Below are 16,967 nucleotides of genomic sequence, written 5' to 3'. Positions count from 1 at the left end.
GGAGCGTTAGGCCAAAATGCCGCGCTGACGAGCTTCGTTTACCGCACGGGTACGGGAGGAGACTTCCAGCTTGCGGTAAATATGCTTGATATGACATTCGACGGTATAACGGGAAATGATCAGCTGTTCGGCAATTTCCCGGTTGCTCAAGCCTTGGGAAACCAATTGCAGGATTTCGTGTTCACGGGCGCTGAGCACGCCGGGATCAGGGGCCGTAGCAGGCTCTGCAGTGGGCAGCAGAGTCAGGATTCGTCGGGCAATAAACGGATCAATCGGCGCTCCACCACGCAGTACGCTGCGAATCGAAAGGCTCACCTCAAGGTCGTCACGCTCCTTGAGCACATAACCGGTGGCACCAGCACGCAGCGCCCCCAAAATGCATTCCTCAGTGGTCCACGCAGAGATGACCAGAATCCAAACATCTGGATTCTGCGCGCGCAATTCAGCGATCAGCTCAATACCGTTGCCATCGGGCAGTCCCAGGTCAACCAAGGCCATGGCCAGAGGATGTGCACTGATGTATTCACGCGCTTGCGCCAACGTCGAGGCGTATGAAACCGCCTCACTGCCATACCCCAACTCAACTAGCACCCGATCAAGCCGCTGGCGCATCAAGGAATCGTCTTCAACAACCAGTACAGGGGCCGGCAGCAGGTACTCACCGGAAGGAACTGAAGCATTCAACATGGGTGACTAGACTCAGTTTTTCACATTGTTTGCACTGAAGTCTTACATGGAAGGCAGGCCAATAGCCACCACCGGTTCACAATCTTAAGTCGTAGAACCCTCACCAGAGCATGCGGACGCAGCAAATGCGTGAAATCAAATTGATATCACAAAGCCTTTGCATTTTATCTGGCGTCAACTTACCGTTCGCACTGCGAACACTCTAGACAGCACACTAGTGCAATTCGCTCATTAACCGTCGATGCTTAACGCCGGTGCTACACATTGCCACTCAGGAACACCCGTAATGCGAAAGACCCCTGGTCTGCTGTTCGCAGTTGTTTGCGTCTCAGATCTTGCCCATGCGTACACGCCACCGGACGTGGCTAAACCACCAGCTGACCTGCGCTTTCAGGAAGCCCCTGGCGTTGATCTACGCAGCACGTTGATCCTGGGAGCGACACGTCACTACACCCCACAGACGGTCAACCATGACACCCCCACTGTCACCGGGAATCTTGAGTTTGATAACTATGGCAACCGCTACGTTGGGGTGAATCGTCCCGGTAGCACCCTGAATCTGAACAACCTGCTTGGCCTGAATGATCAACTCAGTTTTCGCAGCCCAGGCTCGGGTGAGGGGGGCCATTACTATCGGGTTGCCTATCACCTCACTGCGGGGCCGTGGGATACACAGGTGGGCGTGATGTGGGCTGACATGGCCTACGAGTTAAAGAAAGAACTCACCGTGCTCAAAGCGGAAGGGGATGTCAGCACGCTCAGCGCATTTGTTATTCAGCCACTGATTAAGCGCCAGGACCTCAACCTCAACCTGCGCCTGCAGTACGACGACAAGCGATTCGATGACACCATCGACCTGGTCTACATGCGCAGCGAGAAGGACAGTAAAAGCATCAGCCTGAGCCTGAATGCCGACAGCCAAGACGCGTTCTTCGGCGGTGCTACAAACCAGTTCAGCCTGGGCTGGACGCAAGGCGACGTTGAAATCAGCGGTACGCCTTACACGGTGACAGGCTATACCGATGAAGGCCGCTTCGACGTAATCCACGCCAGCTTGGCCCGCGTGCAGCACCTGACACCACGCCTGAGCCTGCATGCTCAAGTTAATGGGCAGTGGAGCAACGACAGCCTCGACGAATCCGAGAAGATGCAAATAGGCGGCGCACTGGGTGTGAACGCCTACCCGCAGAGTGAAGGCTTAGCAGACAGTGGCTGGCTGGCGAGCCTGGAACTGCGTTATGCCCTCACTGAGAGCTGGCAGGCCGCCACGTTTGTTGATCATGGCGAGTCGCGTCGCAATGCCGCCGGACTGAATACCAGCGAAGACCTCCGCACACAGCGCTCAGGCACCGGACTGGGCCTGCGCTGGGCAGCGGATAACTGGTATATCAATGCCGTGGCTGCATGGAAGCTGGGCAATGCGGACGCCACCAGCGATAACGACAAGACACCGCGTTTCTGGACACAGATCGTGCGTTACTTCTAAAGCACTGCATGCCACATAGCCCACTGTGGTTAAGTTGCCACGCGCCCCCTGCAGGGCCCGTGTCATGCAGGGTGGGTAAGGCCGAAGGCTTACCCACCCCAAACACTCAGCGCAGCTTTTCCATCATCTGGTAGTACCACATACCCGCCGCCAGCATCGGGTTGCCGAACACATCACCCAACGGCACTTTGATGTGCTTGCAGGCAGCAAAGGTGTCGTAATGGCCCAGGGTGCCGGTCAGGGCATTGGCCATGATCTCACCCATGATGTGAGTCGTCGCGATACCGTGGCCCGAGTAGCCCTGGCAGTACCAAACGTTATCCGACAGCTTGCCCAGTTGCGGAATCCGATTGATCACAATGCCCATCGCACAACTCCACTGGAAGTCGATGGCCACACCTTTAAGCTGCGGGAAGGTCTGCTCGATGCCCGGACGCAATTCAGCTGCAATATCACGGGAGTCACGACCTGAGTAGTTACAACCACCTCCGAACAGCAGGCGCTTGTCAGCCGTCAGGCGGTAATAATCCAGCACGAAGCGGCAGTCATACACCGCCAGATCCTGCGGGTTGATCTGCTCAGCCAGATCACCCAACGGAGCAGTGGTAACAATGCCACCCATGGCTGGGAAGATCATACCCTTGAGCTTCTTCTGCTCCAGCTTGTGGTAAACGTCGCCTGCCAGCATCACCTGCTTGGCATTGATCCGGCCCTTGGCTGTGACCACCGCAGGCTTGGCACCGTGGATGATTTCCAGCACTTCGGAGTTTTCAAAAATCAGCGCTCCCAGGCTGGCGGCCGCCTTGGCCTCACCGATGCACAGGTTCAGCGGGTGCAGGTGCATATTGCGGGTGTTTTTGATCGCCCCGCAGTACAACTCACTGCCCAAATGCTCACGAACGCCGCTGGCATCCAAGAGCGATACGTCCTGACTCATGCCACGGCGCACAGCCTCTTCATAGGCTGCTTCCAGCTCCTTCATGTGGCTATCTTTCATGGCCGCATGCAAGTGACCATGCTTGAGGTCGCACTGAATGCCGTATTTCTCCACACGGCTTTTGATGATCTCGTGACCGCGCCAGCGCAGGTGCCAGATAAAGTCATCGACTTCAGCCCCCAAGGTATTGCGCATCTGTTTGCGCATGGCCTCATCACCCGAGAGGCTACCCGTGACCTGCCCACCGTTACGCCCGGCCGCGCCCCAACCTATTTTGTTGGTTTCGACGATCGCAACTTTAAGCCCGCGCTCCGCCAGTTCAACGGCAGTCGCCACACCGGTAAAACCACCACCAATGATGACAACATCCGCCTCAACGGTGCCTTCCAGTGTGGGGTAATCGGTTTCTTCGTTAAGGGTTGCGCTGTAATAGGACGGACTGCGTACAGCAGCCGGCGTCACGTTTTTTATCGCGGCATTCATATCGAGGTTCCTGATGCAGGTAACAGTGGCTGCCTGGCAACGCCAGCGCAGAGCGGATAGCTAAGAAGATCAGCAGAGACCTACAGCATCCGGCGGACGGGCATGGCGACAATGCCACAGTGCCCAAAAAGCAAGAATGACCTGAAGCAAACGGCCGTCACGTGGAACGGCGAAGCGGGAGCGCTCACGCAGGTGTGAGACGGTCATGGGGATAAGAGACAGCGGCACTTGAGTACGCATGTTCTGCAGATTCACACAGCCCGATGCATGCGTTAAATCTTGTTTTTTGTATGCTTGGTTAAGTAAGGGCTAAACATTAATCAGCAACCACACCATGCGTTTACCCCCTCCACCCGCGCTCGTGGAAGCGCTTTCAACCGCGAACAGTGCATACCTATCTGAATGAACTGTTGCCCGAATGCCCGATTCACGGCTAAAGCCGTTCCCACAAAAACGGCAGCACACACGCCTCGTGGAAGCGACTTCAGTCGCGAGTACGCACGCCCACTACTTCTCCGGCTTGTAGCCCAACCGAATCCCGCCCCAGTGCCGCCCCTTGACCATGATTGGAACAGAGAGGTCGTGCATCAGCTCGCCGGTATCGCGGGTGTAAGTCTGTAGCAGCAACGGTTGCTGATGGCTGCCACAACGAATACCGGTGCGGTCGTTGAACAAACGCTTGCCACGGCTGCGTGCAGTATCCACGGTGCGGTCACCGGTTGGGGGATGGTTAAAGGCGCGGTTGTGGGTCGGCACATACCCTTCCGCCGTGGTGGCAATGGCGAATACCAGCCCTTCGTGCTGCTGCAATAAGGGTTCCTGTATCTGCGGCAAAACACGGTCAGCATAGTCATCGAAACGGGTTTTGTACTTGGCCGGATACGTATTGGGAATCGGCTGGTAATTACGGTCGAACAAATCGCCTAAGGAGATGCGATTGTTGTCCACATCACATTCAAATTGCTCGCTGATTTGTTGCGCCGCCATACGCGCGAGGTCATATACACGCTGATGGTAGTCATCCAACTTAACGGCTGAGAGTTGCTCGCTGACGCTTTCGGCCAGCTCCACAAGTCGATCAGAGGAGCTGCTCAACTGTCGGGTCTGCACTTCACTGTCACTGACGTCACTGCGCAGCTGGCCCACCGCGACAGACAGTTCAGCCAGCCGCTCATGGTTATGCCGAGTGCCACTGTCAATCTGCCCCACTTGCGCAGCGACATCTTCGGCCAGGCTGGCAATTCCTTGCAGCTGCTCACCGGTGCGCTCTACCTGCTCGGCAGCCTGGGTCAATTGCTCGGCTTGGCGCTGCATGTGCTCAACCACTGCGCCACTCTGCTGGCGTATATCGTTGACGATTTGTGCCACTTCTTCAGTGGCACTGCTGGTGCGCCCAGCCAGGTTACGCACCTCATCTGCGACCACAGCAAAGCCGCGTCCCATCTCACCGGCACGGGCGGCTTCGATAGCGGCGTTAAGCGCCAACAAATTGGTTTGGCTGGCGATGGCCTGTATCACCTGGGTGACTTTTTCGATCTGTTCTGTGCGACTACTAAGCCCGTCAATCAATTCACGGCTGGTCGCCGTTTGCGCACTGAGCTGCTGCATCGCCTCGATGGCTTCACGTAAGTCCTGCTGCCCGCTGGTACTGCTTTGGCGCACATTTTGCGCAGCGCCCAAGGTTTGTTCGGCGAGCAGGGCGTTTTCGTGCTCGGTGTGGGTAATGGCTTCAGCGGCCTGATTAATCTGCTCAGTGGCACTGAGCTGTGATTGCAAGCGACCACTGAGTTGCAAGGCCGCGTGAGCCACCTCGGCTGCTGCCAGGGCGTTATGGCAGGTATGCCGTGAGAGGTTCTGGCTCAACTCGTTAAATGACACATGCGCATTGGCAGCACCAGATTGCGCCGATGACTCCTCACGCTGCCACGGCCCCAGCCAGGGCCACAGCGCCAGCAGCAGAAATGACGGTAAGCTGATAAACCAAGGAACCTGAACGGACTGGTATACAAATGCCAGAGCAATGAGCCCGGCCGCATGCAATAGAAAGGTCTTGGGGTAGGCTACAAACGCGGAGCGCATGAGAAACCTCATTATTATTGTTCTGTGCTGCTCGGTGCTCATGTCCGTAAAGGCAGAAGACTGGGAGCGCGAAGTACCGAAAACCTGTGCAGGTGATCGGCTGCTGTCGGCAATTCTGTAGTCCATGGCGATGTCGCTCTATGCAGCCATTTCTGGCAGAGGACAAATTCGAGCATCCATGCCACGACTCGGCCATGACACTTTGGTCTAGTAGGAGCGCTACCTAAGTGGAATCTGCAGGATGGGTCAGCTACAGGCGGTGACGACGTACGAAAGTTTCGTCACGCCAGGTTTTCCACCGCCCGTAAAGCGGGCCGTTGGCGGTATAACCGTGCCACTCAAATAGGGCACTGCCATCCCCGGTATCCAGCAGCATCAAGCGCTGCTTACCGGGTCGGTATTGCTTAAGTGGCAAACCACGCAGGGCTGCCCCAAGGTTATGCGCCAAAATCGTAGCCTGCTCCTGAGCGCTGACGGCACTCTTGCGCACCCCGCTAAAGCGGGCGCAATCGCCCACCGCAAAAATCGGTGGGTGGGTGTAACTCTGCAAGGTCGGCGCAACCAGCACATAGCCTTTTTCATCGCAGCCCAGACCGCTCAGTTCGGGCCATGCCAGTGCCTTAAGACCGCTGGCCAGAATCAGCCGCGAGCCACTCCAGACACATTCTTTTTCACTGAACAGATGGTCGTGCTCAATCCGGGTTACCGGGCAATCTTCACGTACCCGAACCCCACGCAAGCGCAGCAGGCCCAAGGTGCGTAAACGCAGAGCCGGTGACTGCCGCTCAAGCAGATGCCCCGCACACATCAGTGTCACTTGTGGCACACGCCCGGCGAAGGCAAAGGCCAGTTCCACGCCCGCCGCACCAGCACCCAAAATCGCCAGCGGCTTGGGCTCTGCCTGCCACTGTTGCCAATTGCGGATAAACGCATCGAAAGGCTTAACAGCGATGACCTGCATGGCATCGCCGCTCTGCTCGGGGGCCTTGGTCTTCCCGCCCACATTCAGAGACAGCCATTTGCCACGCAATGTGCGGCCATCTTCCAGCTGCACTTGCTGCTGGGCGGCTGAAAGACTGTGTACAGGATTGACGATCAGATCGACCTTGGCCGCACGACACAATGATTGCAAATCAATCTGCGCGTCATCAGCACTGGCGCGGCCGGAGACAACGGCAGGAATCATCCCTGCATACCAGGCAAATGGGCTAGCTGCGATCAAGGCAATACGCCCCGGTGGACGCTCAATCAACGCCCAGCGCCGCAGCACACCCAAATGGGCATGGCCGGCACCAATCAGCAACAGGTCATATTCAGTCAAACGGATCATCCGTGGGCAGCACAGAACATGCTGCCCATGGTAATGACTTACACCGTCAGAAAGGAACTACCGCCGGTGTACCCAGTTCGTTTACCGGCGTTTAATCGTTCAGACGGGCACGGTGATGTGCTTGATCTGCTGAAAAGCAGCCAACCCCCACGGCCCGAGCTCACGGCCAATACCGCTGGCTTTACCACCGCCCCAGGAGGTCTGTGGATAAACCACCTGCATGGAGTTGATCCATACATGCCCAGCCTCCAGCGCATTGGCCACGCGCATGGCGCGCTGCGCGTCGGCACTGACCACTGTGGCAGCCAACGCAAACGCACAGTCATTGGCCTGGCGCAGAGCATCGGCTTCATCCGTGAAACGACGGGCACATAGCACAGGACCGAAGATTTCTGCGTTCCACAGGCGGCTAGTTGCAGGCACATCGGCATACAGCGTCGGTGCAACAAACCAGCCTTCACCGGACAGAGCGTGTCCGCCAGCGCGGCAATCCAGACCTTCCTGCTCAGCAATGACGAAAAACCCCAGTACCTTGTTCAGTTGCACTTGGCTGGTCATCGGCCCCATCTCGCAACCGTCTTCATCCGGTGCAGCGACCTTGAGGTTGTGCATGGCGCTGGCCAGACGATCCAGCAGCGCATCGGCAATCTCGTCCTGCACCAGCAGACGTGAAGTAGCCGAACACATTTGCCCAGCGTTCCAACAGATACCACCGATGATCCATTCCACGGCTTGGTCCAGATCGGCGTCGGCAAACACCACAATGGGTGACTTGCCACCCAGCTCAAGGCTCACTGGCAGCGTGCGCTCAGCTGCTGCCTGCATGACTTTGCGACCCACTGCATTGCTGCCGGTGAATGAGACTTTGGCGATCTGCGGATGAGTCGTCAGCGCCGTACCTACGTCCGCCGCACCGGGCAGGATATTCAGGACGCCAGCCGGTAGGCCAATAGTCTGGGCCATTTCGCCCAGCTTCAACTCGATCAGCGGGGTCAATTCGGACGGCTTGAGCAGCACACAGCATCCTGCTGCCAACGCCGGAGCAATCTTCCAGGCGCTGGTCACCAGCGGGAAGTTCCACGGCACAATCAAACTGACCACGCCTACCGGCTCGCGGCGAGTGTAGGAACGGAAGGCGTTGTCCGGCAGCGACACTTCGGCGTTCTGCCCAGCATCCATCGCATCCGCCTGTTCGGCGTAATAGGCGAAGGTGGCGATGGCATCGCCAATATCCACCTCAGCCTCATGCCGGGGCTTGCCGTTATTGCGCATTTGCAGGGCGATCAGCTCTTCGCTGCGACTGCTAATCTGCTCGGCAAATCCGCGCAGGTATACGGCGCGCTGGCTGCCACTGAGTTGGCTCCATGCAGGGAAAGCCGCCTGAGCAGCTTGTACGGCACGGTCTACATCCGCCGGTGCGGCGCAGGCCACGCTAGCGATTTGCTCAGCTGTTGCCGGGTTGTACACCGGCAGTTGTGTGCTGATGCTCGAAGCGCACCAGTCGCCATTGATAAAGAGTTGGGTTGTCATGAACGAGATCCTCTAATGCCAGCCCGCTGGGCTGACAATGAGTGGCTTACGGATGGAACGGCGCTTGCTCAAGCACCTCGATAATCAGCGGGCGATCCTGCGGCGCGTTGCGCAGCAGCTCCTGCAAATGCTGATGGTCGCGGGCGCGTTCCGCCTCACAACCAAAGCCTCGGGCGATCGCGAGCAGATCAGGCGTATAGATATCCACCCCCAGCGGGGTGATATCGCGGCGCTCCATGTAGCGTTTGATTTCGCCATAGCCGCTGTTATTCCACAGCAACACAATGACACCGACTTTGGCCTCAACCGCACTGGCCAGCTCAGGCAGAGTGAACTGAATGCCACCGTCGCCCATCAGGCTGATGACCGGACGCGAAGGCTCGGCCAGCTTGGCGCCAATTGCCGCAGGCAAACCGTAACCCAGCGTTCCGTAACCGGTGGAGGCGTTGAACCAGCGCCGCGCGCCGTCCATCTCGACCAGGTGATTACCGCTGTAGACGGTTTGCGTCGAATCACCGACAAAACGGGCATCTGGTAAGGCTTCCAGAATGCAGTCGAACAGCTGACGGTAGTGCGCCCAGCCGGCAAAATCTTCGGCCAACTGTTGCTGTACCGCTGCCGTACGTTGCACACCAGGGCCGTTCGGGTTGATCTCCTGCGGGCCCAGTTCGGCCAGCAGCATGCGCATGGCCAGACGGGCATCGCCCTGAATCGCCAGATGCGGGGTGAAGTTGCGTTGCAGTTGCTGGCCGTCGATGTCGATACGAATCAGGCGGCCGGGCAACTTAAAGTTGCCATCGAACACCACGTCGTAATCGGTCTCGCCCAGCTCAGTGCCAATCGCTAACACCACGTCCGCCTGCAGCGCCAACTCACGCACCGGCACCAGCGACTGATTACTGCCCAACAGCAGTGGATGGCCACCTGGCAGCAAGCCTTTGGCATTAATGGTCAGGGCCGTCGGCGCATCCAACGCAGCCGCCAGCGCACGGGCTTCTGACTCAGCAGCCACACAGCCGCCACCGAGCAATAGCAATGGCCGTTTGGCCTGCTTGAGCAGACCAGCCGCTTCACGGATCAGCGTGCGGTTCGGCGCCGGACGACGTACCGTCGGCTTGGGCGCCAACTGCATGTGCGAGGCATCGGCAGTGATGATGTCCAGCGGCAACTCGATATGCACCGGACGCGGACGCTCACCCTCAAATACGGTGAAAGCACGGGCCAACACCGCAGGCAGTTCTTCGACACTCATCAGGGTATGGCTGAAGGCCGAAACACCGGCGACCATCGCGCGCTGGTTGGGCAGCTCATGCAGATAGCCCTTGCCCAGGCCGAGGCGCTCACGCTCGTTGACGCTGGAGATCACCAGCATGGGGATTGAGTCGGCGTAGGCTTGGCCCATGGCCGTGAGGATGTTGGTCATCCCCGGTCCGGTGATGATGAAGCACACGCCGGGCTTACCCGTCACCCGTGCATAACCATCGGCCATAAAGCCTGCGCCCTGTTCGTGGCGCGGAGTGATGTGGCGGATACGGCTCTCAGGCAAACCGCGATACAGCTCCACCGTATGAACACCAGGAATGCCGAATACGGTATCCACACCCCAGGCTTGTAATTGCTGAACCAGAAACTCGCCGCATGTGCTCATGCAGTCACCTCCCTATTGAGTAAAAAGGCACCGCCATCAGGCGGTGCCATCCATTCAGGCTGTATGCGCGACGGGGGATTTGCGCGGTGAGAACAGGCTGATCAGGACAAAGCTGGTAACGCTCAGGGCCAAGCCCCAGTAAATCGGCGTGTTGGCATCCAGACCGTCGATGATCATGAACACCATTGCACCGATGCTGCCCAGCGCCATGCTGACGATAGCGGCGAAGGTGCTTGCACGTTTCCAGTACACCGCACCCAGCAGCGGAATCAGCATGCCGCCTACCAACAGGTTATAGGCCATGGTCAGGGCACTGATCACATCGCTGACCACCAGTGCGATACCCAGCACCAGCACGCCCAGCAGCAGGGTGAACACGCGGTTTACATGCACGCCCTCATTGCTCTGCTTACCGCTGACCAGCGGCCACAGATCCTGAGCGGCAGTAGTGGAGGCGGCCAACAGACCGGCACTGGCAGTGGACATCAGCGCAGCCAGAGCCGCTGCAACCACCAGACCACGGATACCGTCCGGCAGGCTGGTCTGCACAATGCTGGCAAACGCGTCGTTGGCATTGGCCAGATCCGGCAGCAGCACTTTTGCCGCCATACCGATCAGCACCATGGCCAGACCATACAGGACGCAGTAGATGCCTGCGGTTGTACCGGCAACGCGGGCAACCGTCTCGCTACGTGCGGTAAACACACGCTGCCAAATGTCCTGACCAATGAAGATGCCGAAGAAGTAGATCAGGAAGTAGGTGATGATGGTGTCCCAGCCGATCGCCGTGAAATCGAACGCGCTGGCAGGCAGAGCCGCTACCAATGCATCCCAACCACCCGCATCGCTAATGGACATCGGCATCAGTACAAACACCAGGCCGATGGTCATGATCATGAACTGCACGATGTCAGTCAGGGTTAGCGACCACATACCACCGATGGTGGAATACAGCACCACAATACCGCCGCCGAGCAATACGCACACCCAGAACGGTAGACCCAGCAGCACACTCATCACGCTGCCCATACCGATGATGGAGGTGGCACCGATCATCAGCGCGTACACCAGCATGATCGCAGCACTGGAATGGCGGGCAGTCGGGTTATAGCGACGCTCCAGTACTTGCGTCACGGTGTACACCTTCAGGCGCATCAGTGGCTTGGCCAGCAGCAGGCTGATACCGATGATGCCCAGACCCAGCGCGGCACACAGCCAGATACCGGAGACACCGTGGACATAACCCAAGCGAACGGAACCGATGGTGGAAGCACCGCCAAGCACGGTGGCCGCCATGGTGCCGGTATAAAACACCGGGCCCAGATTACGCCCGGCTACCAGATAATCTTCACGGGTTTTAGCGCGGCGCATACCGTACCAACCCAGCGCTAGCATGGCAGCTACATACAGCAGAATAACAATCAGGTCAGTGACCATGATGAAAACCTCTTATTGTTGTAGAACTTCATCTGCATCCAGCTGTTATCTAACTGAATGCAGTGGCCGGATCTCAGAACCGGCCACTTTCGTTTTTACCGGCTATTTCTCGTACGCGACCACAGGGCACCTTTCGGGCCAAACACCTCAGCCGGCTCCGGGAACACACGTAACAGCAACAGATACAGCACACAGGCCATGCCCATGGTCAGCGGCAGGCTGATATCAATCCCGCCAACCGACTCACCGAACGGGCCGACGAACTGCCCCGGCAGGTTGACGAAGCACAGACCTACCGCCGCACTCGGAATCCAGGCGATCATGGCGCGCCAGTTCCAGCCATTGCTGAACCAGTAACGACCACCGCGCTCACCGCGGGTGAACACCTGCAAGTCATGGGAATCGTAGAAGCCACGGCGGTCGAGCAGTCCGATGATCATGATCACAATCCACGGTGTGGTGCAGGTCACGATCAGCACGGCAAAGGTCGATACGCTCTGCACCAGATCCGCCACAAAGCGGCCGATAAAGATGAACGCAATCGCCGCCAAACCGATCAGCATCGTCGCCCGTACGCGGCTCAGCACACGTGGGAACATGCTCGACATATCCAACCCGGTGCCATACAGCGCCGTAGTGCCGGTGGACATACCACCAATCACTGCCAGCAGGCACACCGGCAGGAAGTACCAAGCCGGAGAGATGCTCAGCAGGCCACCCACATAGTTGTTCTGCTCGACATACTGCGGCGCCTGTACCGCCACGATGGTGGCCGTAGCCAGACCAAAGATGAACGGGATCAGCGTCGCGATCTGCGCACCGAACACCGCACCCATGATGCCCAGCTTGGAGGTTTCACGCGGGATATAACGCGACCAATCACCGAGGAAAGCCCCGAAGGAAACCGGGTTACTCATGGCGATCAGCGCAGCGCCGAGGAACGAAGCCCAGAAGCCTGCATCGTCCATGCTGATGCTACCGGCGTAGTCAAAATCGAATGCACCGGCGAAAGCAAAAATACCCAGCAGGAACAGCGCACTGGCACTGACTACAGCGATCTTGTTGACCCACAGCATGAAGCGGAAGCCATAGATACACACCGCAAGCACCAGCACCGCGAACAGGCCATAGGCCAAGCCCAGGGTCAGGTTGCTCTCCGGAAGGCCAAATAGGCGATGGGCACCGCCAACCAACGCATCACCGGAACTCCACACTGACAGCGAGAAGAACGCGACCGCCGTCAGCAGCGACAGGAACGAACCGACGATCCGGCCATGCACACCAAAGTGAGCGCTGGACGAGACTGCATTGTTGGTGCCATTCAGCGCACCAAAGATACCCATCGGCGCCAGAATCAGCGCACCGACTACCACCCCCAGCAGAATGGCCATCAGACCAGCCTGAAAAGACAACCCGAACAGCACCGGGAAACTCCCCAGCACCGCCGTTGCAAAGGTATTGGCACCACCAAATACCAACCGGAACAGATCAAGTGGCTTGGCATGCCGCTCGCTGGCCGGAATCTCCTCGATCCCGAACGTCTCAACCCGCGTTATCGGCTTAGCATTGTCAGCGTCACGCATGTTTTCTCTCCCGAGCCGCTCCTCCCGAGAACATGGAACTTCATGAGCGGCTCTTTGTTGTTTTTATGATCAGCTTGTTGGGTAAATCAGCGCTTCTCTACACCGGGCAAAACGCAGAGCATTTCGTACAGCAGGTTGGCACCCAGCAGCGAGGTGTTGCCGGTGGTGTCATAAGGCGGGGAGACCTCAACCAGGTCGCAACCGATCAGATCCAGACCCGCGCAACCACGGATGATTTCCATACCCTGAATGGTCGTGAGACCGCCGATTTCTGGGGTGCCAGTACCAGGCGCCCAAGCCGGGTCGATGCCGTCGATATCGAAAGACAGGTAAACCGGGCCACCGCCGACTTTCTCACGCACTTCAGCCATCAGCGGTTCCAGCGATTTGTGCCAGCACTCTTCAGCCTGCACCACGCGGAAGCCCTGCTTACGGCTCCAGTTGAAGTCTTCAGCGGTATAGCCCTGCGCGCGCAGACCGATTTGCACCACGCGGTCGCAGTCCAGCAGGCCTTCTTCCACAGCGCGGCGGAAGGTGGTTCCGTGGGCGATTTTTTCGCCGAACATATGGTCGTTAACGTCGGCGTGAGCATCTACGTGGACCAAACCAACCTTGCCATATTTCTTCTTGATGGCTCGCAGAATCGGCAACGTCAGGGTGTGATCACCACCCAACGTGAGCGGGATGATGCCGTGATCGAGGATGTCATCGTAGGCTTCTTCGATGATGCGCACCGCTTCGGCCATGTTGAAGGTGTTAATCGCAACGTCGCCAATATCGGCCACATTCAGCGAATCAAACGGAGCAGCACCGGTGGCCATGTTGTACGGGCGGATCATCACCGACTGAGCGCGAATTTCACGCGGACCAAAACGGGTGCCGGAGCGCAGGGAGGTGCCGATATCCAGTGGAATGCCGACAAAGGCGGCGTCGAGTTTGCGCTTCTCTTCCGAGGTCTGGATATGGGGCAAACGCATCATGGTGGCGATGCCACCGAAACGGGGCATTTCATTGCCGCCCAGGGGTTGGTGCAGGATCTTGTCCATGGGTGGGCCTCACGGTTAGTTATGGTTGTGGATTGATTCTTGGTCAGGACAATTTCCGAAAGAATCGCCAATACCAAATATTTAGTTCATGATTTTATAAACTAACTAATGAAAGCCAGTTCCCATGGGGGCCAGATAGGATTTTCAAGTGCTGCCAGAGGCCTGTTTTCAGGAAAATCTATTGATTTATGTCCTGTAATACATCAACTCACCGTGCCGATATCACCCAGAAACTCTGCTTCGAGTCATTCAAACTTCAATGAGAGTGTTCATAAATGCTCGAACTGAATGCGGAATCATTAAATACAGCCTGAATATGAGTGCTCTAGAAATGGCTATATCTCATAGCAACCGCAGCCAGATAAAAGCCTGAGAAAGCCGCCAATGCCTTTCAAAGCAAGGCTTGTAGATCTGCCTAGTCAATCTTTTCTCATGCACTTGCCGTACAACAATCGCCCGAATCCTCTCCGTGAAACCGCTAACCTAAGCATCAGCGAATGTAGCCGCATTGCTGCTCTAATAACTTTAAAAAATCGTAAACTAGCGAGTGAATACGCTCTTGAGGCGCGCTAAACTGCCTCAGGTCCAAGCCTGAATGATCGTTATGTCGTCCGTTCTGCCCGACCTCAAACTGCTGCGAATCTTCACTGCTGTCGTTCGCCATCAGGGTTTTGCTGCTGCCCAGCAGGAACTCAACCTCTCCACATCCGCCATTAGCACCTACATGAGTCAGCTGGAAAATCAGCTGGGCATTGTGCTGTGCCATCGCGGCCGGGGCGGCTTCACCCTGACCAGTAAAGGCGAGCTGTTCTATCAGGAATGTTTGCGCCTGCTGGGAGAAATGGAGAGTTTCGAGCGCTATTCCGCCGCCCTTAAAGGCGAACTGCGCGGCACCCTCAACCTCGGCGTACTGGATGCGGTGGTGGGTGACTCGGCACTGCCACTGGCCGATGTCATCGGTGCCTACAGCCAGGAATACCCGGCCGTGCACCTGTATTTATCGGTACAGAGCCCACACGAGCTGCAAATGGCCGTGATGGAAAACCGTCTCGACCTGGCCATCGGCGCATTTTTTACCCGCATGAACGGCTTGGTTTACCAGCCTCTGTACCGTGAACAGCACTGGCTGTATTGCAGCGAGCGGCACTCGCTATTTAAAGCCCGACGTATACCGGCAGAAGTGATCACCCAGCAACGCATGGTCGGGCGCGGCTACTGGAGTCAGGCGGAGTTAGCGCGGCATGGCTTCAAGCACAGCGCGGCGACGGTGGAGTCAATGGAAGCCCAGCTGATTCTCGTGTTGTCAGGCGCCTATATCGGCTACCTGCCGGAACACTACGCACAGCACTGGGTTGATCAAGGCAAGTTGCGGGTGCTGTCTCCGGCGACTTTCGGTTATCAAGCGCCATTCTCACTGATTTTGCGCCGCGGTCGCCTCCGTGAGCCCCTGATTCAGGCTTTCCGCGACCTGCTCAAAGTGCAGTTCAGCAAATAACCGATGAGGGGCGGGGTACGCACCCCAACACGCTGACATCCATCCTCAGCAAGCGCACACAGCGCTCATCCCGAAGGCTGGTCAAGGGCTTGTCAGCGGGCGTGCACATGATCAAACGGGTTAAGTTCAGCACCAATGCTTCGCGGCTGAAAACCCCTTGGCTAAGCTGATAAAACGCGGCAATCAACTCACGCAGACTCAGAGGCAAGCGCCACTGCATACGTAATGCGGAGCCGAAGCTCGCAGAGCGCATGGTGAAGCTGTCCTGAATATCAATCTCGTTCAGTTCCCCGCCAGCATCGACCCAATCCTGAAGACTGCGCAACAAAGCCAGCTCACCGATGTTGTGCAGCAAGCCTGCGGTAAAGCACAGATCGGTATTGAGCTTCTGGTCTTCAGCCAGCCAGTTTGCCAACTCAGCGCTGTCCTGAGCCTGCTGCCAGACAGTCTGAGCAAGCTCAGCCAAGCGTGGATCACTCAGACGGGCACTGCGCTGCAAGGTCATGCCCAATACCAGATTCAGCGTGCGCGCCTGGCCCAAGCGTCCAATGGCCTGATGAAGAGTCTGGCAAGGTGCGCCATTGTGCTGCGCAGCACTGTTGGCGGCGGCGATCAGCCGAGCAGTAATCTGCGGATCGCGGATAAACATCTGCTCCAGCTCACGCAGGTCAACGTTTTGACCATTTAGGCGCTGACTAACCGCGTCGCGAACCTCACTCAGCAGCGGAGCCCCCTGACCACCTAAGCGCGCAGCCTCCAAATGAGCCTGCAAGCTCTTAGCCCTGTTTACCGGCTCAGCCGATTTACTTTTCGCAGGGCCCACCAAAGCACTGAGACGCTGCCTGAGCATCTCGGCATTAAACGGTTTAGCCAGATAGGCCGAAGGTGTCAGCGGACGCACCGCACGAACACTCTGGGCATCCAAACGGTCGCTGATCAGAACAAAGGGAAGGGCAGTGGCCGGAGCCAGCCTGCGCACTTGACGCAACAGCTCCACACCATCCAGAACCGGCAGATCACAGTCAGCAATGATCAGTTTCGGCAGACGTCGTTTGCACAGAGTCAGAACCGATTGGCCATCCGAGAACTTCTCGACCCGCGCCCCCGGCCACACATCGCGAACCAGTTGAACCAGCAGATCAGCTGTCCAGGGGTCGGTATCGGCAATAACGACATCCGCACTTTTGACCGAAACAACCATAACGCCTCAAACAGGGAAATTCCGA

The 16,967-nt window shown here is 57.6% G+C and carries 14 protein-coding genes; 3 read left to right on the top strand and 11 right to left on the bottom strand.

Going from position 1 to position 16,967, the window contains the following annotated elements; genetic code table 11:
* Window positions 1–6: 6 nt before the first annotated feature.
* On the bottom strand, window positions 7–687 hold the full coding sequence (locus WG219_00590; GenBank protein ID WXL26024.1) for a response regulator transcription factor: 681 nt from the start codon (window positions 685–687) through the stop codon (window positions 7–9).
* A gap of 286 nt (window positions 688–973) precedes the next feature.
* Here WG219_00590 and WG219_00585 point away from each other — a divergent pair, with 286 nt between their 5' ends.
* Window positions 974–2,173, top strand: a complete 1,200-nt coding sequence (locus WG219_00585; protein ID WXL26023.1) for a ShlB/FhaC/HecB family hemolysin secretion/activation protein — start codon at window positions 974–976, stop codon at window positions 2,171–2,173.
* Between the two features lie 106 nt (window positions 2,174–2,279).
* On the opposite strand, the gene WG219_00580 is transcribed toward WG219_00585, so the two are convergent.
* From WG219_00580 to WG219_00570, 3 genes are all read right to left on the bottom strand, one after another.
* Window positions 2,280–3,593 (bottom strand): FAD-binding oxidoreductase, encoded by a 1,314-nt coding sequence (locus WG219_00580; GenBank protein ID WXL26022.1) that lies wholly within the window; start codon window positions 3,591–3,593, stop codon window positions 2,280–2,282.
* Between the two features lie 69 nt (window positions 3,594–3,662).
* Window positions 3,663–3,833: a hypothetical protein gene (locus WG219_00575; protein WXL26021.1), complete on the bottom strand. Its 171-nt coding sequence runs from the start codon at window positions 3,831–3,833 to the stop codon at window positions 3,663–3,665.
* Between the two features lie 267 nt (window positions 3,834–4,100).
* On the bottom strand, window positions 4,101–5,672 hold the full coding sequence (locus WG219_00570; protein ID WXL26020.1) for a methyl-accepting chemotaxis protein: 1,572 nt from the start codon (window positions 5,670–5,672) through the stop codon (window positions 4,101–4,103).
* Between WG219_00570 and WG219_00565 the strand changes: the two genes are divergently transcribed.
* Window positions 5,671–5,793, top strand: a complete 123-nt coding sequence (locus WG219_00565) for a hypothetical protein (GenBank protein WXL26019.1) — start codon at window positions 5,671–5,673, stop codon at window positions 5,791–5,793. The genes WG219_00570 and WG219_00565 overlap by 2 nt on opposite strands.
* Before the next feature lie 129 nt (window positions 5,794–5,922).
* On the opposite strand, the gene WG219_00560 is transcribed toward WG219_00565, so the two are convergent.
* From WG219_00560 to speB, 6 genes are all read right to left on the bottom strand, one after another.
* On the bottom strand, window positions 5,923–6,993 hold the full coding sequence (locus WG219_00560) for an FAD-dependent oxidoreductase (GenBank protein WXL26018.1): 1,071 nt from the start codon (window positions 6,991–6,993) through the stop codon (window positions 5,923–5,925).
* A gap of 108 nt (window positions 6,994–7,101) precedes the next feature.
* A complete protein-coding gene (locus WG219_00555) occupies window positions 7,102–8,532 on the bottom strand; it encodes an aldehyde dehydrogenase family protein (GenBank protein WXL26017.1) in 1,431 nt (476 codons plus the stop codon).
* A gap of 46 nt (window positions 8,533–8,578) precedes the next feature.
* Complete coding sequence (locus tag WG219_00550; GenBank protein WXL26016.1) at window positions 8,579–10,180, bottom strand: 5-guanidino-2-oxopentanoate decarboxylase; 1,602 nt, start codon at window positions 10,178–10,180, stop codon at window positions 8,579–8,581.
* A 54-nt stretch (window positions 10,181–10,234) separates the two neighbouring features.
* On the bottom strand, window positions 10,235–11,617 hold the full coding sequence (locus tag WG219_00545) for a sodium:solute symporter (GenBank protein ID WXL26015.1): 1,383 nt from the start codon (window positions 11,615–11,617) through the stop codon (window positions 10,235–10,237).
* A gap of 95 nt (window positions 11,618–11,712) precedes the next feature.
* A complete protein-coding gene (locus WG219_00540) occupies window positions 11,713–13,200 on the bottom strand; it encodes a cytosine permease (GenBank protein WXL26014.1) in 1,488 nt (495 codons plus the stop codon).
* Between the two features lie 86 nt (window positions 13,201–13,286).
* Window positions 13,287–14,246: an agmatinase gene (gene speB, locus WG219_00535; protein WXL26013.1), complete on the bottom strand. Its 960-nt coding sequence runs from the start codon at window positions 14,244–14,246 to the stop codon at window positions 13,287–13,289.
* Between the two features lie 604 nt (window positions 14,247–14,850).
* Here speB and WG219_00530 point away from each other — a divergent pair.
* Window positions 14,851–15,741 (top strand): LysR family transcriptional regulator, encoded by an 891-nt coding sequence (locus tag WG219_00530; GenBank protein ID WXL26012.1) that lies wholly within the window; start codon window positions 14,851–14,853, stop codon window positions 15,739–15,741.
* Here the strand turns inward: WG219_00530 and WG219_00525 are convergent.
* Window positions 15,731–16,942 carry an HDOD domain-containing protein gene (locus WG219_00525; protein WXL26011.1) on the bottom strand — a complete coding sequence of 404 codons (1,212 nt, stop codon included), beginning with the start codon at window positions 16,940–16,942 and terminating at the stop codon, window positions 15,731–15,733. The two genes, WG219_00530 and WG219_00525, sit on opposite strands and share 11 nt — an antisense overlap.
* Between the last annotated feature and the right edge of the window lie 25 nt (window positions 16,943–16,967).

It is taken from the genome of Pseudomonas mendocina (assembly GCA_037482215.1).
Lineage (GTDB): Bacteria > Pseudomonadota > Gammaproteobacteria > Pseudomonadales > Pseudomonadaceae > Aquipseudomonas > Aquipseudomonas mendocina_E.
The sequence above is the reverse complement of the archived record's forward strand: the minus strand, read 5'-3'. Positions and strand labels throughout refer to the sequence as shown.